This is a genomic window from Anaeromusa sp., from assembly GCF_028691475.1.
Classification (GTDB): domain Bacteria; phylum Bacillota; class Negativicutes; order Anaeromusales; family Anaeromusaceae; genus Anaeromusa.
In genome coordinates, this window is the sequence record NZ_JAQUZF010000009.1 from 25,912 (window position 1) to 47,904 (window position 21,993).

Genomic DNA, 21,993 nt, shown 5'->3' on the forward strand with positions numbered 1-21,993 from the left:
CCCGGCAGCCTGGAGGATATGACGCCTCGGGCGCGGACCGCTATTGAAACGGCCCAAGTGGTGGCAGGCTATGACACGTATATTGAGTTAATTGAACCGCTATTGGCGGGGAAACCGGTGATTGGCACCGGCATGATGCAGGAAGTGGAACGCTGCCAGGCGGCAGTGGATGAAGCGAAAGCAGGCAAAGTGGTGGCGGTGGTATCCAGCGGTGATCCCGGCGTGTACGGCATGGCGGGTTTGGTGCTGGAACTGGCCCAAAAGCTGCCGCCGGAGCAGCGGCCAGAGGTGGAGATCATTCCCGGCATCAGTGCTGTGAGCGCGTCCGCAGCTGTGCTGGGCGCGCCGTTGATGCACGATTTTGCGGTCATCAGTCTTAGTGATTTGTTGACCCCTTGGGAATTGATTGTGCGGCGCGTTAAAGCCGCGGTGGAAGCCGATTTCGTGATTGCTCTTTACAATCCCAAAAGCAGCCGCCGTACTATGCAGATTGAAGAAGTACGCCGTTTGGCCCTGGAAGTTCGGCCGAGCGCAACTCCTGTAGGTATTGTGCGTCATGCTACGCGCAGCAAGGAAGAATACACTTTGTCGGACTTAGAGAATTTTACGAATGAATTTATCGATATGTTCTCGTTGGTCATCATCGGTAACAGCCAGTCCTATGTGCAGGACGGGCGTATGATTACGCCGCGGGGGTATAAACTGTGATTTTCTGCATTGCCGGCACCGGAGACGGCCGCGCGCTGGCGCTTCGTCTGCGCGAGGAAAACTGGCCGGTGCTGGTGAGCGTTGTCAGCGAGTATGGCGAGCGTTTGGTGCAAGAGGCGGATCTTTCTGTGGTGCAGACGGCTCTTGATCAAGCGGGCATGGAAGTTTTTTTACAAGAACAGGGTATTCGCCTTGTGGTGGATGCAAGCCATCCCTATGCGGTCAATGTGTCGCGCAATGCCATGGCGGCCTGCGAGAAGGTAAAAGTGCCTTATGTGCGTTATGAGCGTCCTGCCAGCGACTTGCCGGAGTATAAGAACCTGCATGTGGCTGCAGACTATGAGGAAGCGGCTAGGCTGGCTGCTGGTTTGGGAGAGACCATTTTTTTGACCACAGGGAGTCGCCAGCTTGGCGTCTTTCGGGCGGAGCCGCTGCTGCAAGGCAAGCGTCTTGTAGCCAGGGTGCTGCCGGAGGCGTCGGTTTTGGAACAGTGCCGGAATCTTGGCTTTTTACCCAAAGATATTGTGGCGATGCAGGGGCCTTTTTCGTTGGAACTCAATCAAGCTCTGTATAGGGCTTTTCAAGCGGAGGTCGTTGTCTTGAAGAACAGCGGCAATCCCGGTGGCTGCGCAGAAAAAATTGCCGCAGCCGTAGCGTTGGGACTGCAAGTAGTGCTGGTTGACAGGCCGCGCTTATCCTATCCAGTTTGCTGCGCAACGGAGCAGCAGGTACTGGAGCAGGTTGCTAAATTGGTAATAGGAGGAAAGTAATTATGGAATTTATGACCGATCCTCAGGGGATTGAGCGCAAGAGCATGGAAATTATCGCTCCTCACGTAGCAGGCTTGTCTTTGACGCCAGAAGCGGTAAAAGTATATTCCCGCATGATTCATGCTTCAGGAGATCCGCAGTATGCAGAAGTGATTGAGGTGCATGCCGACGCCGTAGCGGCTGGGCAGAAAGCCATTCGCGAAGGCAAGAACGTTTATTGTGATGTGGAAATGGTGCGTACCGGCATTAACAAAAAACGTCTGGCGCAGTTCGGCTGCCAGGTGGAATGTTTGATCGCTGATGAAACGGTGGCGGCTCAGGCTAAAGCGGCAGGGATTACGCGTTCCATGGCTGCCATGCGGACTTTTGGGGCTAAACTGGACGGCGCTATTGTGGCTATTGGCAATGCACCGACCGCTCTTTTTGAAGTGATCCGTCTGATGCAGGAGGAAGGCGTTCGTCCGGCGCTGATTATCGGTGTGCCAGTGGGTTTTGTGGGTGCTGCCGAGTCCAAGGATTTCTTGGCCGAAGTATCGCCGGTTCCCTATATTACCGTACGCGGCAATAAAGGCGGCAGTCCGATTGCGGCTTCGGCGTTGAACGCAATTTTGTACCAAATCGAGGCATAGAACGGCGCTGTCGGGAGGAGGAATTTGCCGATGGAAGAAAAGGAAAAGCTTGTGCATCGTCCACGGCTGGTTATTGCAGGCACCCAAAGTGGTGTAGGCAAAACAACCCTTGTGACAGGATTGTTGGCGGCGCTACGCACCCAAGGCAAGACGGTGCAGTCTTTTAAAATCGGTCCGGATTACATTGATCCCGGGTTTCACGCGCTGGCCAGCGGCCGGGCGGCGCATAACCTGGACAGCTGGCTGGTGCCCCAGGAAAAATTGCCGCCCTTATTCGTTAAGGCGGCGGCAGAAGCAGATATTTCCATTATTGAAGGCGTCATGGGGCTGTATGACGGCGGCCGCCAGGGGATCAGCAGTACGGCGTCGCTGGCCAAATTGCTTCAGGCGCCGGTAGTATTGGTATTGGACGCCAAATCCATGGGGGAGAGCGCTGCGGCGACTGCTCTGGGGTTTCGTCAATACGACCCGGAGGTGTGGTTTGCCGGGGTGATCTTAAACCGCGTCGGTTCGGCGTCCCATGAGCGTATGGTGCGTGAAGCGTTAGAGCGGCAAAATATTCCGGTGCTAGGTTGCTTGCATCGGCAAGAAGACTTGCGTCTGCCAGAGCGTCACTTGGGGTTGACGCCAGTGACGGAGCAGGCTTTGGATGTGGTTGTGGCGGCGATGGGGAGGTCGGTTGGTCAGGCTCTGGACTTAGAGGCTTTATGCGCTTTGGCTCAACAAGCGCCGGACTTACCGGTTCCCGCGGCGATGGGCGCTTTACCTGTACGGCGGGCGCGCTTGGGCGTGGCCCGAGATGAAGCTTTTTCTTTTTATTATCCCGAAAGCATGGGCGTTTTAACGCGCTTTGGCGCGGAATTAATTCCCTTTAGTCCGCTGGAGGATGCATCCTTGCCTGAGGTGGACGGCTTGTTTTTCGGCGGCGGTTTTCCGGAAATGTTTGCGCCGCAATTAGCGGCTAATGCTTCCATGCGTGAGGCTGTAAGACGAGCAGCGGCAAGCGGCATGCCCCTTTACGCGGAATGCGGCGGCTTGATGTATCTGACGGAAAGCTTGGAGGATTTTTCCGGGAAGCGTTATGCTATGGCGCAAGTAGTGCCGGCGCGATGCCGGATGGAAAAAAAACTGCAGACTGTGGGCTATGTGACGGCGACGCTGCAGGCGGACAGCCTGCTGGGAAAAAGCGGCGCTCGTTTTCAAGGCCATGAGTTCCATTTTTCCAGTATGGAGCCGTTAGCAGAACCGTTTCCCTGGGCCTTTTCTTTTGAAAAGATGCGTACTGGCGCTGTCTATCCAGGGGGGTATGCTTCGCCAAACGTGCTGGCGTCCTATCTGCACCTGCATTTTGCAGGCAATGAAGAGGCTGCGGAAGCGCTGGTAACGGCCTGCGCAGCATATGCGGCAAGGAGGCAGGGCCGTGGCTGAGATTATGTTGGTAACCGGCGGCGCTCGCAGCGGTAAAAGCGCTTTTGCCGAGCGGCGCGTAGCGGCTATGGCGGAGCAAGTGGGCTATATTGCGACAGCGCAAGCCTGGGACGAAGAAATGCGCCTGCGTATTGAGATACATCAGCAGCGGCGTCCTGCAGGCTGGCAGACTTTTGAAGCGCCGCGGCACGCGGCGGCGGTACTGGCGAAGGCGGCAGCTGAAACCAAGGCGATTCTGTTTGACTGTTTGACCATGTTTGTTACGAATTGTATGTGCCAAGAGGATTTTCCCGCAGACCCTGAGGCTGGGCAGCGGTATATCGCTAAAGAGACGGAAGCTTTATTGCGCGCAGCGCGTCAAGCTTCTTGTCCGGTGGTGTTTGTTACCAATGAAGTGGGTTTGGGGATTGTGCCGGATAATGCGATGTCTCGCGCTTTTCGGGACTATGCGGGCTGGGTGAATCAGCAGGTAGCCGCCCAGGCGCAGCAAGTTTTTTTGGTTGTCAGCGGTTTGGCTGTGGATGTGCGCCGTTTGGCGGAAGCGGAATAAAAGAGAAGCGATAGCGAACAGAGGAGGCGTTGGGCATGGCTAAGACCATCATGCTCCAAGGAACCAGTTCTCATGTAGGCAAGAGCATTTTAACAACCGCGCTTTGCCGCATTTTTTTGCAGGACGGCTTGCGTGTCGTTCCTTTTAAAGCGCAGAATATGGCGCTGAATTCCTATGTAACCAAATTTGGGGAGGAAATGGGGCGGGCCCAAGTGGCTCAGGCGGAAGCCGCCGGGTTGGAGCCTATGGTGGAGATGAACCCGGTGCTCTTAAAGCCTACAGGAGATTCCCGCTCCCAGGTAGTGCTGATGGGACGTCCCATCGGCAACATGACGGCCAAAGAATACCATCAGGGTTATAGCCTGCAGGCGCTTGATACGGTGAAAGCGTGCCTGCAAAAGCTGCATGATAAATTTGACCGTATTGTTATCGAAGGCGCCGGTAGTCCGGCGGAAGTCAATCTCAAAGCCAATGACATCGTTAATATGCGCGTCGCCAAATTGGCGCCGGCTCCGGTGCTGCTGGTGGCGGATATTGACCGCGGCGGCGCTCTGGCATCAGTGGTAGGAACGCTGGAATTGCTGGAACCGGACGAAAGGGAACTGGTGAAAGGCATCATTATCAATAAGTTTCGCGGCGATATCCGTCTTTTGCAGCCTGCTCTTGAATTTTTGGAAACAAAAACAGGCAAGCCGGTACTGGGGGTTATTCCGCATCTGGTCGATTTGGGCATTGACGACGAGGATTCTGTTTCCTTGGAAGATAAGCAAACGGTTCAAACCAAAGAAATTGACGTGGCGGTGCTGCGGACGCCGAAGATCAGCAATTTTACGGATTTTGACACCCTCGGGGCCGAGCCGGATGTGGCTGTGCGCTATGTGCGCCAAGGCGAAGCATTAGGCAAGCCGGATCTTATTATTTTGCCAGGCAGTAAAAATACAGTAGAGGATTTGCTGTATCTGCGGGAACATGGTTATGAAAAAGCCATTAAGGAGCTCCATGCCCAAGGCATACCTGTCATCGGCATTTGCGGCGGCTATCAGATGCTGGGTCAGACGGTTTTTGATCCGGAACATACCGAGTCCGACCATGATGAAACGCCGGGACTGGGTCTTTTGGATACAACAACGACCTTTGTGGCGGAAAAAATGACCCAGCAAGTGAGCGCTCGTGGTTTGTCCGACCGCTTTTTGGGCATCAAAGCCAGCGGTCTGGAGCTGAAGGGCTATGAAATTCATATGGGGCGTACGGAATTTGCTGCAGGGACAGAAGCTGCATTTCAGATTGAAGAACGTTCCTGTCAAAAGGCAGCCAGCCCGGATGGAGCGGTGGCTTCCTCCGGTTTGGTTCTTGGCACCTATCTGCACGGTATCTTTGACAATGACTCCTATCGGGGACTTCTTGCCAACGCGTTGCGGCAGCGCAAAGGCTTAGCGCCTCTGGATCGTTCAGGAGATACGCAGGCGCGCAAGGAAGCGGCGTATAATCGGTTGGCTGCGGTTGTGCGGGAAAACTTGGATATGACCCGGCTGTATGCCATCGTGGAGGGAAAATAGATGCTGCCAAGCGCATGGCCCGGTGAATTATGGATGCTGCTGGGAGCGGTGCTTTTGGACCAGCTATTGGGAGATCCAAACAGTCGCTGGCATCCGGTAGTGCTCATTGGCCGGGTCATTTCTTGGGGAGAGGCATGCTTGCTGCGTCTAACACAGAGCTCTTGGCAGCAGCAGACGTCAGGCGCCGTGCTTGTGGCGGTAGTACTGGCTGCTGCTTATAGCAGCGCCTGGTGCTGGATGCAGCTGTTGGCCCTCGGGGGGGACGCAGTGCAATGGCTTGGGGGCGCGTTGCTGCTGAGCTTTACTGTTTCGCCGCGCAGCTTGGCAGCCGCCGGCAGTGAAATTCGCGATTTTCTGGCTGCTGGAAATATGGCGGAAGCACGACGCAAGGTAGGCTGGATTGTCGGCCGGGATACAGCAGACCTCGATGAAGGGGAAGTCACACGGGCTACAGTGGAAACGGTAGCGGAAAACATAGTTGACGGCATTATTTCGCCGCTTTGTTATTTTCTGCTTGGCGGCGTGCCGCTGGCCTTTTTGTATCGCGCCGTCAATACGTTGGATTCCATGGTGGGCTATCATAATGAGCGCTATGAACATTTCGGCAAGGCGGCTGCCAGGGTTGATGACATTTTCAATTGGCTGCCCGCAAGGATAACAGCGGTGCTGCTTTTAGGGGCTGCTTGGGTTTTGCGTATGGACTGGCGCAACGCTTGGCGGATGATGCGGCGTGATGCAGCGGCGCATCCCAGTCCGAACAGCGGTTATGCGGAGGCAACGGTGGCTGGCGCTTTGGGTGTGCAATTGGGCGGTCTAAACTATTACGGCGGCGTGGCTTCGCTGCGAGCGAAAATGGGAGAACCCAAAGAAGCGCTGCAAGGGCGGCATATTACGAAAACAATCCGCCTAATGCAAGTTGCGGTGGCTCTGTTTCTTTTGCTTGCCAGCCTGCTGTTGGGATGGTAGTCTAAAGAAGAATGGAGATGCCGGAGGGGAACTATGTTCAATGATTTTTTGCTGGGATTGCAGTTTTTGACGCGTCTGCGTTTGTCGGGAGAGTTGTTTTGGGATGAAGAGGGCTGCGGCCGCAGCGTGCGCTATTTCCCGCTGGTTGGAGCCGTACTGGGCTTGTGCTTTGTAGCTGCTTGGCAGGTGCTGTATGTATGGCTTCCTACTTGGGTTAGTACGTACCCGCCGACAGTCGTTGTTACCATTCTGACGGCTCTGTCCATTCTCTTGACAGGCGGCTTGCACTGCGACGGCTTTATGGATACCATGGACGGTCTTTTTTCCGGCCGTCATCGGCCACGGATGCTGGAAATCATGAAGGACAGCCGCGTGGGCGCCCATGGGGTGACCACTTTTTTAATGCTCTTTGCTTTGAAATGGTCTCTGATTGCCGATTTGGCGTCGCTGACTTTGCCGGCGGCGCTTTTTGCCATGCCTGTATTAGGGCGTTTAGCGATGGTAGTAGGAATTACCTGCTTTCCTTACGCTCGGGAAAACGGCATGGGACGCGCTTTTTCCGCTTATGCCGGTGAGGGAGCCTTATGGATAGCTCTAGTGCTTTCGTTTTTGCTTGTGCTGCCCTTGGGCGGCCAAGGGTTGATCGCTTTGGTAGCGGCGCTGGTGTGCGCTTTTGGCTGCGGCTTTTTGATCAGCCGCAAGTTGGGCGGACTTACAGGCGATGTATATGGAGCTCTGACGGAAATTACGGAAGTTGTCGTCTTGCTGGCTTTTTTGTATTAGAACAGGATGGAGGAATCAAGACGCATGGACGAAAAAACGTCCCCGCAGTATAAAAATATACCCGAACAGTTGGCAGCCGGGCAAACTTTGGAGGTGCGTGTTCCTGGGTCTTGCGGTGAATTGACGCAGGGCTTGGTGGATGAAGCTTACTTTCTGATCACCTGTCCGATCGGCAGTTATTCCCGGGCTATTTTGCGGCCAACTAAAGCGCCGACTGTTTTGGGCGGACCTAAAACGCAACAAGCAGTGGCTAAGACGCTGCTTTTCTTGGGAGAAAAGCAGCTTCCAGGAGAACTGGAGATTTGTTCGCAATTGCCAGTAGGCAAGGGCATGTCGTCTAGCAGCGCCGATATCGGTGCTGCCTGTCAAGCAGTGGCTCTTGCTTTCGGAAGAGTTCTTGCACCGCAAGAGATTTTGACGCTGGCGACTGGGGTGGAGCCTACGGATGGCGTCTTTTGTCCTGGTGTTGCGCAAATCGACCATGTGACGGGCGCTGCGTTTTGCAGCTTGGGGGAACCGCCGGCGATCATGGTCTCTGTCTGGGACCAAGGCGGCCAGGTGGATACGCAGCGTTTTAATGAGCGTCAGGAATTGCACTGCTTTAACCGAGCCAAGGAACGAGTGGTTCGTCAAGCAGTGCAATGCATAAAACGGGGTATGAAAGAACAGGAAGCGTTTTGGTTGGGCCATGGCGCTATGCTTAGCGCGCGGGCTAATCAGATTTTGCTGCCCAAGCTAGAGCTGGAGCTGCTCTGGTCGCTGGCCTTGCAACAAGGAGCGATCGGCGTCAATGTGGCTCATAGCGGTACGGTACTGGGGGTTTTGTGGAAAGGCGATGTAGCTTCAGAAACGATAGAAACCTTGCAGAAGCGGGTAGAACAGGAACTGCCGCAGCTTTCTTTTTTGGGAAGCTGGCCGCTGGTGTCCGGCGGCAGTTGGTATCGTTGTGGCAAGGAGGGGGAAGAGCATGACTGGGTTCGCTGCTTTTGAGCATGGCGGCAATATTTACGCTGCTGCCGGTGAATTGGGGTTGTCGCCGGAAGCGGTACTGGATTTCAGCGCCAATATCAACCCCTTGGGCTTGCCGCCTGGTTTGAAGGAGCAGTTGGCTTCCCTTTTGGGCGGGGTTGTGCATTATCCGGAACCGGAGGCGGCGGAGCTGCGACAGGCTTTGGCTGCAAGCCATGGCTGTGCTTCGGAAAGTGTGATTGTAGGGAATGGCGCAGCGGAACTGCTGTACTTGCTTTGCCATACGCGCAAACCAAGGCGTGTGCTGGTGACGGCGCCAACCTTTAGCGAATATGAAAAGGCGGCTCGCGCCGCTGGGGCGGAAGTTGCTTACTTGCCATTGGCTGGTGCAGACGGATTTGCACTGCCTTGGGAGCAAATGCAAGCCGCCTTGGCGGCAGCGGATATGTTTTTTCTTTGTAATCCCAATAATCCCACAGGGACGCTGCTCAAGCGCGAAGCGGTGCTGCGTTTGGCGGCAGAAGCGGCCAGGCAGCAGTGCTTTTTCCTTGTGGATGAATCCTTTCAGGATTTTTTGCCGGAACAGAAAAAATACAGCATTTTGCCGGATTTGCCGAGAATGGGAGATCAGGCGGCGGTTTTGCGTTCTTTGACTAAATTTTACGCCATCCCGGGACTGCGTTTGGGTTTTATGGCAGGCGATGCGGTGCTGATCCAAGAATTGACGGCGAAAAAGGACACGTGGAATGTGAACTTTTTGGCGCAGCAGGCAGGCTTGTGGGCCCTTCGCTGCAGCGACTATCAGCAGGAAAGCCGCGCCTATGTAGCTCAGGCGAAGCAGGCGTTGTACGCAGCGTTAGCGGCGCTGCCGGGAGTGCATGCCTATGAACCGGCGGTAAATTATATTCTTTTAGATATGAAACAAACAGGTCTGACTTCCAGCCAATGGCGGGAGCGTTTGAAACGGCGAGGAATTTTGGTGCGGGACTGCGCCAATTACGTAGGCCTTGGCGACAGTCATATCCGAGTTGCTGTGCGTAGGCAAGACGAAAATGAGCGCCTAGTGGCGGCCTTGACGGCTGAATTGACAAAGTAAGATAAGAAGTGCGGCTTTTCGAGAAAGGAAATGGAGTATGAGTAAATTAATTTTGGTGCGTCATGGTGAAACGACTTGGAACATAGAGATGCGATATCAAGGGCAAACAGACATTTCTTTGACTGCGAACGGCATTGAACAGGCAGGAAAAGTGGCGCTGCGGCTGGCGGATGAAAAGATAGCCGCCGTCTACAGCAGCGATTTGAGCAGGGCTTTTGTGACGGCAGCCCAGATTGCCGCCGTACATGGTTTGGATGTATTAACTCGCCGGGATTTGCGGGAAATTTCCTTTGGCGACTGGGAAGGCATGACCTATGATTCCCTTGATTTAGATGGCGGCGGTACGGGAAATCGGTTATTTTCGCATCCGGCGGAAATTGAAATTCCCGGCGGCGAGACCTTTTTTGAGGTGCAGCAGCGGATGATGGAGGCTTTGCGCGAGCTAGCCCAGCGGCATGAAGGACAGACCGTGGTTATTGTGTCTCATGGCGCTGCGATTCGCACGGTGCTTTGTGATGTGTTAGGCATGGATTTGAACCGTCTTTGGGCTATACGTCAGAGCAATACGGCGGTAAATATTTTGGAAGTGCTGCCGCAAAAAGTCCTGGTTTCTCTTGTGAATGATGTGCACCATCTTCGCTGACATTACAGGGAATCTCTGCTATGATGGAAGAAACAGAGACAGGAAGTGAGTGAACCATATGTCTTGGAACTTAAAAGAAGCCTTGCGGCAGCGCCGCGAGCAGGAGGAAAATACCTGTGCGCCGCCGCAGGCAGGCGGCAGGGGTTTTGCCTTGGTCTATCCCAATAATTATCAAGTGGGCATGTCTAATTTAGGCTTGCATATTTTATATCGCCTGCTCAATGAACGGGGAGACCTGTGCTGCGAGCGGGCTTTTTTGCCGGAAAAAAAAGCCTGGGACGAGCATATTCGCACGCAGACGCCGCTGATGACCGTGGAGAGTCAGCGACCGTTAAGTGCGTTCGCGCTGGTAGGGTTTGCGCTTTCTTTTGAAATGGATTATTTTCATTTTTTGGATATGCTGCAACTGGGGCGAATTCCACAATTGGCTGTGGAACGGGGCGAGCAGGATCCCTTTGTGTTGATTGGCGGCCCTTGCGCTACGTTCAATCCGGAACCGTTGGCGCCGTTTGTTGATGCGGCCATTATCGGCGAAGGCGAAGAAGTCTTGCAGGAGCTGGTGGACGTGTACCAGGACTGCCGTACCAAAGGTAAAACGCGCCAGGAGGTGTTGCTGGCGTGGGCGCACATTCCCGGTGTTTATGTGCCTGCCTTTTACGAAGCGAATTACGAGGCGGACGGACGAGTGACAGCGTGGCGGAAGATGGGGGAGGTTCCAGAGACCATTTCGCGGCGCAGAGTAGAACGCTTAGACGACTACCCGGGAGAAACGGCTGTTTTTGCGGAAGACGCGGAGTTCGGCAAGCTGTTTTTACTGGAAGTGGCCCGCGGCTGCGGACGGCACTGCCGTTTCTGCATGGCCGGGTACTGCTTTCGTCAGCCGCGGCCGCGGTCGCTGCCGGTGCTGCGTCAAGCGCTTTTGCGGGCGCAGCAGCAGGGTATGAAAGTGGGCCTGATGGGGGCGGCTGTTTCCGATTATCCGGAGATTCAAGCCTTGTGCCATGAGTTCGAAGCCAAGGGGATGCGCTTTTCCGTAGCCTCCTTGCGAGCGGATTCATTGGATGCGGTATTGGTGTCCGGTCTGGCCGCCAGCGGACACCGGACGCTGACCTTAGCGCCGGAAGCCGGCAGTCAGCGCTTGCGAGACGTCATCAACAAGGGGATTCGAGAAGAGCATCTTTTAGAAGGCGTGCGCCTGGCGGCGCAGGCAGGCATTCCCAATCTGCGTTTGTATATTATGATTGGCTTGCCGACGGAAGTCGATGAAGATATTGACGCTATTGCCGAGATGGCCTTGCGGGTGCTGGCGTGTATGGAAGAAGCGGGCTCCAAGGGCAAGCTGACTCTTAGTGTCAATCCCTTTATACCTAAGCCGTTTACTCCCTTTCAGTGGCTGCCTATGGCGGATAAAAAGGTAGTTCAGCAGCGGCTGCGCCGCTTGGAAAGCTTGCTTAAATCGCAACGACGTATAGAAATTCTCAGCGAGCCGCCGCGGGAAGCCTATGTGCAGGCTGTGTTGGCGCGGGGGGATCGCCGGTTGGCGCCGGTTTTGGCGGCTGCCGCAGCGAAGGGCGGCTGGCGGCGCTTTACCGCTTGCTTAAAAGACGCCGGCTTGGATGAGGAGAGTTATTTATATCGACAGCGATCCATAGACGAACGTCTTCCTTGGGCGCACTTGGATATGGGCTTTAACAAGGATTATTTATGGCAGGAATGGCAGCGCGCCGTCAAGGAAGCGCCCACAAAAGGATGCTTTCCAGGCTGCAGGCGTTGCGGTATCTGCCGGGAAGGCAGGGAAGCATGGTGAAAGAAAAAGAGTCTTTTTATCTGGAAAAGGCAGGAGCTTTGACAGTAGGACGCTTTTCTTTGCTCCAAGAGGCTGGCTTGCAGCATGCCATGTCCACTCGTCTTGGCGGCGTTAGCAAGGCTCCTTGGCTGTCTTTGAATTTGGGATATCATGTCGGTGATTGTGCGGAAGATGTTACTGCCAACCGTAAGCTCTTTTGCAAAGCCGTTGGCGCTGAGGCGTCCAAGGTAGTGGCGCTGCAGCAGGTTCACGGAAATGTAGTAGCCGTAGTGGACGAAGGTCAATGCGGCCAAGGCGCTTTTGCTTGGGACGGTGCGTTGGTTGGAACTGATGCAGTGGTGACCGCGGCCAAGGGTATTCCGTTGCTCCTTTTAGTAGCAGATTGCGTGCCTGTGCTGCTTTTTGATCCCGTGCACCGCGTGCTGGCGTTGGCTCATGCCGGCTGGAAAGGTACGGTAGCCGGTATTGCTGCGGCCTCTTTGCAGGTTATGAAGGAGCGCTTTGGCACAAAAGGGGAAGAATGTTTGGCTGCGTTGGGACCGTCTATTGGGCAGTGCTGCTATCCTGTGGGCGAGAATGTGCTGCAGAAGCTGCCGGCTAATCTTCCCGCAGGACTGCTGCGCAGCGAAAAGGGCGAACATAGGCTTGATTTGCGAGGCTTTAACGCCTGGCTTCTTGCTGAAGCCGGCATACCGCTGCAACGGATCGCTGACTCCGGCGTATGCACGTGCTGTCAGAAAGAGTTGTTTTTTTCTCATCGCGGCGACAATGGACATAGCGGCCGTTTAGGCCTGTTGGCTTGGTTGTAGAGGAACTGGTTTTTCCAAGGGGAGGCGGAAATCATGGAGACGCAGGGAACCAATAAAATCAACTGCAATAAATGCAAGTATTTCTATATCACTTGGGAAAAAGAATTTCCCTATGGCTGCAAGGCTATGGGGTTTAAGAGCAAGAATATGCCTAACAGGGTGACTAGGGAAGTTTCCCAGCGGCAATGCCTGTCCTTTGAGCCGAAAGACGAGCCGCGCTAAGGCCCGGGAAAAATCGAACAGGAGAATCGGAGAACCGGAGGGTACGTCTGAGGGTTACGGGGGCAATGATTGTATTTGAGATTCACCGTGAAAATTGACAAAGTCTGCTATAGATATAAAAAAGCTGACCCTGTCTGCGCGACAAGGTCAGCTTGCTTTTTAAATATATTAGAATTTATGATCGAACCGCGAAATATACGAAAGACGCGAAAGGGGTTTCAAGAGAAAAATCACGCACAACGGAGCACGCCCCCGGCTCTGCCGCTTCCCCACCAGAACGGCAGAGCACTCATGCTCCGTTGCTCCTGTTTATACTAACATAAATCAGTAGACAATTCCAGAGCAAGGTGATGATTTATTCTCGTCCTGGTTACGTCGCTGCATTTGCGGTATAATATACCTGTTTTCATAAAAGCAATAAGACCGAAAAATACGGTTTTTTAGAGGAGGAAAGCAGATGTCCTTACAGGAAGAAAAAGAGCGGTTTATTTCATTGGCCAAGACGATTGATCGTCCAGGCCTGATTCAACTACTGGATTATTTGGAAACGGAAACAGATTTTTATACAGCTCCTGCGAGCACTGCCTTTCACGGAGCGGAGGAAGGAGGCCTTTTGGTGCATTCTCTGGCTGTATACGACAGCCTGATGACCTTGAGGCAGGCTTTTTCTCAGGAGTTGGAACAGGAATCTGCCTGTCTCTGCGCCTTATTTCATGATTTATGCAAGGCGAATTTTTATCGAAAAGGCTTTCGGAATCGGAAGAACGAAACAACCGGCCAATGGGAAAAGGTCGAAGTGTACGAAATCGATGATCAACTGCCCTTAGGTCATGGGGAAAAGTCGGTTATGCTGCTGCAGAAGTTTATTCCTTTGACGGAGGAGGAAATGCTCGCTATTCGTTGGCATATGGGCGGTTTTGACGATACGGCGCGTTCCTATGCTGGCGGGCAGAGCCTGTCCGGCGCCATGAAACGTTACGCGTTAGTTCCGGCTTTACATATGGCTGATATGGCTACCTGCTATTTTGCCGGAAAATGATAAAGTCCTATAGCGTAATTGGAATGCCTTACAGGAGGGTGTCATGGATACTGCGACGATAGTTTTGTTGGCGGCGGCCATTGTGCAATTGGTATTAATACTATGGCTTCTCCAAAAAATCAGCCGTTTAGGCAATGCCAAAGAAGAGTCGGAAACAGACAAAGAAAAGCTGCGCCAGGAACTGCAGGAAAGCCGTCGAGAACTGCGGGAAACACTGCAGGATTTTAATGATTCCGTGCTGCGTCGTCTGGCGGAGCATATGGGTATGCAGCTGCAGCAGACGGAAAGTATGTCCAGCCACTTGCAGAACCTGACGCAGGCGCAGGAACGACGCCAAGAGCATCTGCGGCAAAGCTTGGAAGCGCAAATGGAGTCTTTGCGTCTGGAAAGCGGACGACGCCTGGAAGAAATCCGCGCTATGGTGGACGAACGGCTGCAACAGACGCTGGAAAGAAAGCTGGGAGAAAGCTTCCAATGGGTAAGCGAGCGGCTGGAAATGGTGCATAAGGGCTTGGGCGAGATGCAAAACCTTGCCGCCAGTGTGGGTGATTTGAAAAAAGTGCTGACAAATGTTAAGACCCGAGGAACCTGGGGAGAGATCCAATTAGCCGCCCTTTTATCAGATGTATTGGCTCCTGAGCAGTATGCCGCGAATGTGGCGGTAGTTCCAGGACGCAACGAGCGGGTGGAGTTTGCCTTGCGCCTGCCTGGACAAGGAGAAAAGGGATGTATTTGGCTGCCTGTGGATGCGAAGTTTCCGCAGGAAGACTTTTTGCGTCTTCAAGAGGCGCGAGAAGCCGGCGATGCCGAGGGACAGGAAAATGCGGCCAAAAAGCTGGAGCAGCGACTGCGTTTAGAAGCTAAGAGCATCGCAGAAAAATATGTTTCTCCGCCGCATACGACCGATTTTGCCTTGTTGTTCTTGCCTACGGAAGGTTTATATGCCGAGGTTCTGCAGCGTCCTGGTTTGGCTGAGGAACTGCTGCACCGCCATCGGGTCGTAGTGACGGGCCCGATGACACTGGCAGCGCTCTTGAATAGTTTGCAGCTAGGCTTTCGAACGCTGGCCATTGAGCAGCGCAGCGCGGAAGTATGGGAGTTGTTGGGGGCGGTGCGAGGGGAATTTGCCCGCTTCGGTCTGTTGTTGGAAAAAACGCAGAAAAAGCTGCAAGAAGCCTCTTTTTCCATCGAAAGCGCAGCCAAGACATCTCGGAGTATGGAGCAGCGCTTATCTTCGCTGCAGCAATGGCGCAGTGAAGGAGTTCTTGACGAGCCGGACAATTTGTGATATTTTCATACATGTTGCGGCGAGCTTGAAAGATGGCCGCGGCCGTTTTAGGACGGTCGAGGAAAGTCCGGGCTCCACAGGGCAGGGTGCTGGATAACGTCCAGCGGAGGAAACTCTAGGGACAGTGCCACAGAAATGTGTACCGCCGGCTTTATGCCGGTAAGGGTGGAACGGTGCGGTAAGAGCGCACCAGCGGTCAGGTGACTGGCCGGCTAGGTAAACCCCACTCGGAGCAAGACCAAATAGGGAAGGGATGAAGCGGCCCGCTGAGCCTTCCGGGTTGGTTGCTAGAGCCATTCGGCAACGGATGGCCCAGATAGATGGTCATCACCGCGCAAGCGGAACAGAACCCGGCTTATTGATTGCTTGCCGCACACTTTCTTGACAAAAGAACAATTTTTCGTTACTCTATACCCAGAATCCAAAGGGGAGTAGCTTCACGGTGCAAAGTCAACAGTCTGATAGTGTATACTATCTGGCTTTGCCGTTAACGAACAAAATGCGTTGACAAGCGAGACCTTTGGGCAGGAAATCCTGCCCAAAGGTCTCGCTTTTTTTAATATATAAATAAGTAAAGAAGACGTTCACACAGAGTAACAGAGGTATCAGAGTTTAGCAGAGAGTACAGGGGAGAATTTAAAAAAATACTAAGGAGCTACTGCCTTTTGCGTAAGAGGCGCGCAAATCAGTGACTTCGCAATCAGGAGGCTAGATCAATGACAGCTTTTTTGGCGGCTATGATTTTTGTGGTATTGGCGGAAATGGGCGACAAGACCCAGCTTTTAGCCTTGGCGTTGGCAGGCAGGTATTCCTGGAAAACCGTGATGAGCGGCATTCTCGTGGCGACGCTGCTCAATCATTTGCTGGCGGTGCTGGCTGGGCATTATTTGCAGTATGTGATGCCTATGATGTACGTACAAATTGCCGCCGCAGTATCCTTTATCTTTTTCGGTATTTGGACCATTCGCGGGGATGAGCTTGGGGATGCGGACAAGGCTACCTGTTATACGCCGTTTTGCACCGTAGTGGTGGCGTTCTTTTTGGCGGAAATGGGAGATAAGACGCAGCTGGCTACAGTAGCCTTGGCTGCTCAGTATCAAGAAATTATACCGGTTTGGATGGGGACGACTACGGGGATGATGATTGCCGACGGCATGGCGATTGTTGTAGGCGGCATGCTGCTTAAGCGCCTGCCGGAGCAGGCGGTCAAATGGACAGCGGCTGTTATCTTTGTGCTTTTTGGTATCTATGGGCTGTATGAATCGTTGCCGGCTCCATGGAATGCGCCTGCGTTTTTGGGTGTAGTGGCCGTGGTGAGCGCTATTTTGATGGGACTTGTGCATCGCTGGCAATGCAGAGCATCGCAAGAAAGCAATAGCAATAGTTGACTTCAAGAAATAAAAACTTTACAATAAAAATAGAATATTCTCGGTGAAAGCGTTGATTTCATAGAGGAAAAACAGGGAGGCATGGATATGGCTTTGCATACCATTGCAACAGAAGAAGAATTTCAAACCCTGGTGATTGAAGCGGGCAAGCCGGTTTTGGTTGATTTTTGGGCTCCTTGGTGCGGGCCTTGCAAAATGATTGCTCCTGAATTGGAGTCGCTGGCGCCTGAATACGCGGATAAAGCGGCTATTATTAAAGTGAATGTCGACGACTTTCCTGCGGTGGCGCAGCGGTACAAGGTCATGGGCATTCCTACGCTGCTTATCTTCAAGGAGGGCAAAGAAGTCTCCCGTTTGGTGGGGTTTCGGCCTAAAAAGGAATTAGTAGCGGCCTTGGATGCGGTGCTGTAAAGTAAATGGAGTTGAAGAAAGCTGGTGAAGGCATTCTGCGTTGAGTAGAATGCCTTTTATTCCTATATAGGAAAGTTTAAAGTTACTCTGTGTGCCGTCTTTCTTTTTTAAAAACAGTCCCCCAGGAGGTTCAAAGATGGAAAAAACAAAGATTTTAATTGCAGATGACGATAAGCAGATACGTCAGCTCTTGGCGCTTTATTTTGAAAAAGAAGGCTTTGACGTAGTGGAAGCCGCTGACGGAACAGAGGCTCTGCGTTTTTACGAAGAGCACAAGCCGCAGCTGCTTCTTCTAGATGTTATGATGCCGGGACAGGATGGACTGGAGGTATGCCGCCGTGTGCGGCGGGTATCTGAGGTGCCTGTTATTTTGCTGACGGCTAAAGGAGAGGATGAGGATCGCATCAATGGATTGGATTTAGGAGCCGATGATTATATAACGAAACCTTTCAATCCGCGGGAAGTCGTGGCCCGGGTCAAAGCGGTCCTGCGGCGTTCTCAGCATACTTGGCGCGAAGAAGAGTCCTTGCAATATGATGAGTTGGATGTCAATTTAGCAGAGCGCAGCGTACGTGTGGCTGGCGTAGAGGTGGAATTGACCGCTAAAGAGATGGAATTGCTGTGGTATTTGGCTAAGCATCCTGGACGCGTTTTTTCCCGTGAACAATTGCTGGAAGCCATTTGGGGCTATGAATATTTCGGAGATACCCGCACGGTTGATACGCATATCAAGCGTCTGCGCCAAAAAATAACCGCAGGCCGAACCAACGGAGACTGGGATATTCGCACGGTATGGGGTGTGGGCTATAAGTTTGAAGTAGGGGTGTAATTGTGGCCAGACCATTGCGTTATCAAATTTGGTCCCGCCATATTGGCATTATTATTTTGGCCTTGCTTTTGGCGTTTGCCGGTTCGTATATGCTGATTCGTCAGTACGTATTGGAACAGCGCACGGCGGATTTAGTGCGGAAGGGGACAGGGCTGAGTCTTTTAGTGGCGGCTTCGCGTCAGCAAGAAGACGGCTACCGGGAGCTGCGGCAGCTGGTAGAGGTATTGGATCCGTTTTTGGACGCCCGTATTTGGGTGGTGGATCGTCAGGGCGGAATTCTGGCTTTGTCTGGCGATATGATGCCTCCGGCGGCAGGGGGCATGCATTTTAATCATGGCGATGCTATGCCCCATGGTCGTGGTATGATGCAGGGCCAGGGGCCAGGGCGCGGCATGATGCGGCAAGGAGGAGCTCGGTTGGCGGGGCCGTTGCAGGAGGTGCTGCAGGGGCAAATTGTCAAGCGTACTTTTTTTCATGACTTCTATCAAGAGCAAATGCTGGTGGTTGCGGTGCCGGTGCCTGGAGCTGAAGCAGGAAGTATAGACGGCGCTGTTGTTTTGCATGTACCTCTGCAGGGCGTAGAGGAGTGGCTGCAGCGGGTGCGGTGGCATTTGGGAGTTGTCGCGGTTATTTGTCTGCTGGCGTCGCTGCTAGTCGGCCAGCGCTTAAGCCGGCAGATTGCACGCCCGTTGGAAAACTTGCGCCAAGCGACGCAGCATATTGCTGGTGGCGAGTATCATCGCCGGGTACCTGTAGAAGGGCCGGCGGAATTGGCGGATGTGGCGCAAAGTTTTAATGCCATGGCGGCCAGCCTAGAGAAATCGGCGTTGGAAATGGAGAAGCAAGAAGGGCTGCGGCGGGATTTTGTGGCCAATGTATCTCATGAGCTGCGCACGCCATTAACCATTATCCGCGGCTACAATGAGGCGCTGGCAGACGGTACGGCGCCAGAGCAGCAACGGCAGCAATATCATGCCTTGATTCGTGACGAGGCGCTGCGCCTGGAACGTTTGATTGCCGACTTGCTTGATATAAGCCGCTTGCGGGCCGGCGTCGTGGAAATGGAACGGGAATGTATTTTACTGCAAAGCCTGGTAGCTGGCGTGGTGCAGTTAGTGGAGAAATTGGCGCAGGAAAAAGGCTTGCGGTTGGAAACAAAACTTTCTGAAGGACTCTTTGTGTACGGCGATGGGGATCGGTTAACGCAACTGTTGTTGATTCTTTTGGATAATGCCTTGCGTCATACAGAACAGGGGGGCGTTCGCATTGAATCTGGCCGCGGCGCAGATGGGCGGGCTTTTTTGCGTATCAACGATACCGGCCATGGTATTCCGGCAGAAGCGCTGCCTTATATTTGGGAACGCTTTTATAAGGTTGACAAGGCGCACAGCCGCGATGGCGGCGGCACGGGTCTGGGGCTGGCGGTAGCCAAAGAGATTATGAATTTGCATGGAATTGAGGTGGAAGCAGCCAGTATTGTAGGAGCGGGAACCTCCTTTACGCTGCGCTTTCCGCCGGATTCGACTTGAATGTTGTATACTCAACGAAAAAATTTGTTGTTTCTATACAGCGAATTTGCGATAATAGAAGCTGGAAGGGGAGGTATGGCCAATGTTCAACATCGGGTTGCCGGAGCTTTTCGTTGTGCTGGTAATCGTACTGATTACTTTTGGACCTGCTAAGCTGCCGGATATTTCTCGAGCCTTGGGGAAAAGCGTTCGGGATTTTAAAGCCGCCTCGGATCAGGTGAAAGAGGAAGTGCGTCACACTGCTTCCCTAACAACGCCAATAGAAAAAGAAAAACTGTAAAATGGCAGGTAGAGGCCTACTCTCCAAAGTTTCTTTGAGAGTTGGCCTTTTTTGCGTATAGCAGTTCAAGGAGGTTTCATTTTAGAATGATTGGATGTACAAAATTATTATGTGGTACGGCAACGGTGTCGGATATTGTTAAATACGGTCGCAAAACAGAGCAGCTGCCGCCGCAGATGCTGCAGTTTTCTTCGGACGCTACGCCGATTGTTGTTTGGAACAGCACAAACCGTTGCAATTTATCTTGTCAGCATTGCTATATTAATGCAGAAGACAAAGAATATGCTGGCGAATTTTCAACCGAGGAAGCCAAAGCCTTTATTGATGATCTGGCTTCCATGAAGGTGCCTGTGCTGCTTTTCTCCGGCGGCGAACCGCTGGTGCGCCAGGATTTGTTTGAATTGGGACCCTATGCCGCCTCCAAAGGCATTCGTCCTGTTATTTCAACGAATGGCACACTGATCACGCCGGACATGGCTCGGCGCATCCATGAATCTGGTTTTCAATATGTAGGCATCAGCGTGGATGGCAATGAAGAAGTTCATGATAATTTCCGCGGCAAAAAAGGCGCTTTCCAGGAGACGATCCAGGGCATTCGCAACTCGCTGGCTGCGGGCAATAAGACCGGTATTCGTTTTACCGTGAATCGCTTGAATTTCCACACCCTGCCGGATGTTCTGGATATTGTGGAACGCGAAGGAGTGCCGCGCTTTTGCATGTACCACTTGGTGTATGCAGGCCGAGGCAAGGAAATGGCGGAACTCGATACCACGCCTGAACAGAAACGGCAAACCATTGAACTCTTGATGGAACGGACGTTGGATTTCCATAAACGCGGTATTGAAGTGGAAATTTTGACGACCGATAATCATGCCGACGGTATTTATTTACTGCAGTACTTAGAAAAGCACCAGCCGGAGCGAGTAGAAGAAGTATTGCAACTGCTGGAAATGCATGGAGGCTGTTCAGCTGGACAGAAAACTTCCAATGTGGACCCTCAGGGCAATGTGCATGCTTGTCAATTCTGGGGTCATAAGTCTCTGGGCAATGTACGGGAGAAGAAATTCAGCGAAATCTGGCGGGACAGCCAGGACAAGTTCTTGTGCTCTATGCGCGAGAAGCACCTGCACTTGGAAGGCCGCTGCGGCGAGTGCCGTTATAAAATGTTTTGCGGCGGCTGCCGCATTCGGGCGGAAGCCGTAACAGGCGGCAATATTTGGGCGGAGGATCCGGCCTGTTATCTGACGGACTGGAAGGAGTGATCCCATGATCATTTCTTGGAATACGACCCAGGAATGCAATATCCGTTGTGTCCATTGCTACCGGGACGCAGGCTCTAAGCATGCGGAAGAATTGGATACGGCGGAAGGGAAAAAGCTTATTGAGCAAATTGCCAAGGCTGGCTTTAAAATTTTGATTCTCAGCGGCGGCGAACCTTTGATGCGCGCCGACATTTATGAGCTTATTCGTCATGCCAAAGAGCAGGGCCTGCGCCCGGTGTTGGGGACGAACGGTATTTTAATTACGCCGGAAGTGGCGGTGAAGCTCAAAGAGGCTGGTCTGGCCCGGGCGGGGATTAGCTTGGATAGTGTTGACGCTGAACGGCATGACGAATTCCGCAAATGGCCCGGCGCCTGGCAGGGCGCGGTTGACGGCATGGCCGCCTGCCGCGCGGCAGGCTTGCCGTTCCAAATTCATACTACCGCTATGAATTGGAATGAACCGGAAATTACGGAACTTACCGATTTTGCAGTAAGCGCTGGTGCTGCGGGACATCATATTTTCTTCCTCGTGCCTGTGGGTCGGGGCAAAGATATTGAAGATACATCTTTGCATACGGAACAATATGAGTCGCTTTTGGGACGCATTTTGGATAAACAGCAGCAGGTGGAGATTGAGCTAAAGCCGACTTGCGCTCCTCAGTTCATGCGCATTGCGAAAGAACGGGGCATGAAGATGCGCTTTACCAAGGGATGCTTGGCTGGTACGGCCTATTGCGTCATTATTCCTAACGGCGATGTTCATCCGTGTCCGTACTTGCCGATGAAAGTGGGCAATGTGCGTCAGACGCCGTTTGATGAAATGTGGGCTAAAAGTGAAATCTTCCAGGATTTGCGCCATCAGCCGCTAAAAGGGGCTTGCGGGCGCTGCGGTTATGACGATATTTGCGGCGGCTGCCGTGCTAGAGCCTATTACTATTCCGACGGTGACTATCTGGCGGAAGAACCTTGGTGCGCCTGCGGGAGATAAAACAGCAAGTGGATGATGAGAGGGGGATGTGCCATGACACCCA

23 protein-coding genes and 1 other RNA gene are annotated in these 21,993 nt (G+C 53.1%); all 24 read left to right on the forward strand.

The window, feature by feature from the left end:
* The first annotated feature begins 18 nt into the window (after positions 1-18).
* The 24 genes from cobJ to nirJ2 all read left to right on the forward strand — a co-directional run bounded on the left by cobJ (position 19) and on the right by nirJ2 (position 21,950).
* Entirely contained in the window at positions 19-708 is a 690-nt protein-coding gene (gene cobJ / locus PHF27_RS02730) for a precorrin-3B C(17)-methyltransferase (RefSeq protein ID WP_300065755.1), read from the forward strand.
* Positions 705-1,478: a precorrin-6A reductase gene (gene cobK, locus PHF27_RS02735; RefSeq protein ID WP_300065671.1), complete on the forward strand. Its 774-nt coding sequence runs from the start codon at positions 705-707 to the stop codon at positions 1,476-1,478. The genes cobJ and cobK overlap by 4 nt, the downstream gene beginning before the upstream one ends.
* A 2-nt stretch (positions 1,479-1,480) precedes the next feature.
* Complete coding sequence (locus PHF27_RS02740) at positions 1,481-2,107, forward strand: precorrin-8X methylmutase (RefSeq protein ID WP_300065673.1); 627 nt, start codon at positions 1,481-1,483, stop codon at positions 2,105-2,107.
* Positions 2,108-2,137: 30 nt separating this feature from the next.
* A complete protein-coding gene (locus PHF27_RS02745) occupies positions 2,138-3,535 on the forward strand; it encodes a cobyrinate a,c-diamide synthase (RefSeq protein ID WP_300065675.1) in 1,398 nt (465 codons plus the stop codon).
* Positions 3,528-4,085, forward strand: coding sequence for a bifunctional adenosylcobinamide kinase/adenosylcobinamide-phosphate guanylyltransferase (cobU, locus tag PHF27_RS02750; RefSeq protein ID WP_300065717.1), 558 nt, complete (start codon positions 3,528-3,530; stop codon positions 4,083-4,085). The genes PHF27_RS02745 and cobU overlap by 8 nt, the downstream gene beginning before the upstream one ends.
* Positions 4,086-4,120: 35 nt before the next feature.
* Entirely contained in the window at positions 4,121-5,641 is a 1,521-nt protein-coding gene (locus PHF27_RS02755; RefSeq protein ID WP_300065719.1) for a cobyric acid synthase, read from the forward strand.
* Positions 5,642-6,607: an adenosylcobinamide-phosphate synthase CbiB gene (cbiB, locus tag PHF27_RS02760; RefSeq protein WP_300065721.1), complete on the forward strand. Its 966-nt coding sequence runs from the start codon at positions 5,642-5,644 to the stop codon at positions 6,605-6,607.
* Between the two features lie 33 nt (positions 6,608-6,640).
* Positions 6,641-7,390 carry an adenosylcobinamide-GDP ribazoletransferase gene (gene cobS / locus PHF27_RS02765; protein WP_300065723.1) on the forward strand — a complete coding sequence of 250 codons (750 nt, stop codon included), beginning with the start codon at positions 6,641-6,643 and terminating at the stop codon, positions 7,388-7,390.
* Between the two features lie 24 nt (positions 7,391-7,414).
* Positions 7,415-8,380, forward strand: a complete 966-nt coding sequence (locus tag PHF27_RS02770; protein ID WP_300065725.1) for a GHMP kinase — start codon at positions 7,415-7,417, stop codon at positions 8,378-8,380.
* Positions 8,358-9,455 (forward strand): threonine-phosphate decarboxylase CobD, encoded by a 1,098-nt coding sequence (gene cobD / locus PHF27_RS02775; protein WP_300065727.1) that lies wholly within the window; start codon positions 8,358-8,360, stop codon positions 9,453-9,455. Before PHF27_RS02770 ends, cobD begins: the two co-directional genes overlap by 23 nt.
* 37 nt (positions 9,456-9,492) lie before the next feature.
* Complete coding sequence (locus PHF27_RS02780; RefSeq protein WP_300065729.1) at positions 9,493-10,098, forward strand: histidine phosphatase family protein; 606 nt, start codon at positions 9,493-9,495, stop codon at positions 10,096-10,098.
* A 58-nt stretch (positions 10,099-10,156) separates the two neighbouring features.
* Positions 10,157-11,905 (forward strand): TIGR03960 family B12-binding radical SAM protein, encoded by a 1,749-nt coding sequence (locus tag PHF27_RS02785; RefSeq protein ID WP_300065731.1) that lies wholly within the window; start codon positions 10,157-10,159, stop codon positions 11,903-11,905.
* Positions 11,899-12,714 carry a peptidoglycan editing factor PgeF gene (gene pgeF, locus PHF27_RS02790; RefSeq protein WP_300065733.1) on the forward strand — a complete coding sequence of 272 codons (816 nt, stop codon included), beginning with the start codon at positions 11,899-11,901 and terminating at the stop codon, positions 12,712-12,714. The genes PHF27_RS02785 and pgeF overlap by 7 nt, the downstream gene beginning before the upstream one ends.
* A 33-nt stretch (positions 12,715-12,747) precedes the next feature.
* On the forward strand, positions 12,748-12,936 hold the full coding sequence (locus tag PHF27_RS02795) for a hypothetical protein (RefSeq protein WP_018703468.1): 189 nt from the start codon (positions 12,748-12,750) through the stop codon (positions 12,934-12,936).
* Between the two features lie 457 nt (positions 12,937-13,393).
* Positions 13,394-13,975, forward strand: a complete 582-nt coding sequence (locus PHF27_RS02800) for a hydrolase (RefSeq protein ID WP_300065736.1) — start codon at positions 13,394-13,396, stop codon at positions 13,973-13,975.
* Positions 13,976-14,018: 43 nt separating this feature from the next.
* The gene (gene rmuC / locus PHF27_RS02805) at positions 14,019-15,263 is read left to right on the forward strand and encodes a DNA recombination protein RmuC (RefSeq protein WP_300065738.1); all 1,245 of its coding nucleotides are present in this window, start codon (positions 14,019-14,021) and stop codon (positions 15,261-15,263) included.
* A gap of 20 nt (positions 15,264-15,283) precedes the next feature.
* Positions 15,284-15,636: RNase P RNA component class A (gene rnpB, locus PHF27_RS02810), an RNA gene on the forward strand.
* Between the two features lie 343 nt (positions 15,637-15,979).
* The gene (locus PHF27_RS02815; protein ID WP_300065740.1) at positions 15,980-16,651 is read left to right on the forward strand and encodes a TMEM165/GDT1 family protein; all 672 of its coding nucleotides are present in this window, start codon (positions 15,980-15,982) and stop codon (positions 16,649-16,651) included.
* A gap of 87 nt (positions 16,652-16,738) precedes the next feature.
* Positions 16,739-17,062, forward strand: a complete 324-nt coding sequence (gene trxA, locus PHF27_RS02820) for a thioredoxin (RefSeq protein WP_300065742.1) — start codon at positions 16,739-16,741, stop codon at positions 17,060-17,062.
* 136 nt (positions 17,063-17,198) lie between these two features.
* Positions 17,199-17,891, forward strand: coding sequence for a response regulator transcription factor (locus tag PHF27_RS02825; RefSeq protein ID WP_300065744.1), 693 nt, complete (start codon positions 17,199-17,201; stop codon positions 17,889-17,891).
* Positions 17,892-17,893: 2 nt separating this feature from the next.
* Entirely contained in the window at positions 17,894-19,420 is a 1,527-nt protein-coding gene (locus PHF27_RS02830) for an ATP-binding protein (RefSeq protein WP_300065746.1), read from the forward strand.
* 82 nt (positions 19,421-19,502) lie between these two features.
* The gene (locus tag PHF27_RS02835; protein WP_300065748.1) at positions 19,503-19,700 is read left to right on the forward strand and encodes a twin-arginine translocase TatA/TatE family subunit; all 198 of its coding nucleotides are present in this window, start codon (positions 19,503-19,505) and stop codon (positions 19,698-19,700) included.
* Positions 19,701-19,786: 86 nt separating this feature from the next.
* Positions 19,787-20,962, forward strand: a complete 1,176-nt coding sequence (locus PHF27_RS02840; RefSeq protein ID WP_300065750.1) for a radical SAM protein — start codon at positions 19,787-19,789, stop codon at positions 20,960-20,962.
* Between the two features lie 4 nt (positions 20,963-20,966).
* Positions 20,967-21,950 carry a putative heme d1 biosynthesis radical SAM protein NirJ2 gene (gene nirJ2 / locus PHF27_RS02845; protein WP_300065753.1) on the forward strand — a complete coding sequence of 328 codons (984 nt, stop codon included), beginning with the start codon at positions 20,967-20,969 and terminating at the stop codon, positions 21,948-21,950.
* Positions 21,951-21,993 lie beyond the last annotated feature (43 nt).

Coding starts and splice junctions, on each gene's coding strand:
- cobJ (WP_300065755.1), top strand. CDS start 19: ATGACGCCTCGGGCGCGGACCGCTATTGAAACGGCCCAAGTGGTGGCA.
- PHF27_RS02740 (WP_300065673.1), top strand. CDS start 1,481: ATGGAATTTATGACCGATCCTCAGGGGATTGAGCGCAAGAGCATGGAA.
- PHF27_RS02745 (WP_300065675.1), top strand. CDS start 2,138: ATGGAAGAAAAGGAAAAGCTTGTGCATCGTCCACGGCTGGTTATTGCA.
- PHF27_RS02755 (WP_300065719.1), top strand. CDS start 4,121: ATGGCTAAGACCATCATGCTCCAAGGAACCAGTTCTCATGTAGGCAAG.
- cbiB (WP_300065721.1), top strand. CDS start 5,642: ATGCTGCCAAGCGCATGGCCCGGTGAATTATGGATGCTGCTGGGAGCG.
- cobS (WP_300065723.1), top strand. CDS start 6,641: ATGTTCAATGATTTTTTGCTGGGATTGCAGTTTTTGACGCGTCTGCGT.
- PHF27_RS02770 (WP_300065725.1), top strand. CDS start 7,415: ATGGACGAAAAAACGTCCCCGCAGTATAAAAATATACCCGAACAGTTG.
- cobD (WP_300065727.1), top strand. CDS start 8,358: ATGACTGGGTTCGCTGCTTTTGAGCATGGCGGCAATATTTACGCTGCT.
- PHF27_RS02780 (WP_300065729.1), top strand. CDS start 9,493: ATGAGTAAATTAATTTTGGTGCGTCATGGTGAAACGACTTGGAACATA.
- PHF27_RS02785 (WP_300065731.1), top strand. CDS start 10,157: ATGTCTTGGAACTTAAAAGAAGCCTTGCGGCAGCGCCGCGAGCAGGAG.
- pgeF (WP_300065733.1), top strand. CDS start 11,899: ATGGTGAAAGAAAAAGAGTCTTTTTATCTGGAAAAGGCAGGAGCTTTG.
- PHF27_RS02795 (WP_018703468.1), top strand. CDS start 12,748: ATGGAGACGCAGGGAACCAATAAAATCAACTGCAATAAATGCAAGTAT.
- PHF27_RS02800 (WP_300065736.1), top strand. CDS start 13,394: ATGTCCTTACAGGAAGAAAAAGAGCGGTTTATTTCATTGGCCAAGACG.
- rmuC (WP_300065738.1), top strand. CDS start 14,019: ATGGATACTGCGACGATAGTTTTGTTGGCGGCGGCCATTGTGCAATTG.
- PHF27_RS02815 (WP_300065740.1), top strand. CDS start 15,980: ATGACAGCTTTTTTGGCGGCTATGATTTTTGTGGTATTGGCGGAAATG.
- trxA (WP_300065742.1), top strand. CDS start 16,739: ATGGCTTTGCATACCATTGCAACAGAAGAAGAATTTCAAACCCTGGTG.
- PHF27_RS02825 (WP_300065744.1), top strand. CDS start 17,199: ATGGAAAAAACAAAGATTTTAATTGCAGATGACGATAAGCAGATACGT.
- PHF27_RS02835 (WP_300065748.1), top strand. CDS start 19,503: ATGTTCAACATCGGGTTGCCGGAGCTTTTCGTTGTGCTGGTAATCGTA.
- PHF27_RS02840 (WP_300065750.1), top strand. CDS start 19,787: ATGATTGGATGTACAAAATTATTATGTGGTACGGCAACGGTGTCGGAT.
- nirJ2 (WP_300065753.1), top strand. CDS start 20,967: ATGATCATTTCTTGGAATACGACCCAGGAATGCAATATCCGTTGTGTC.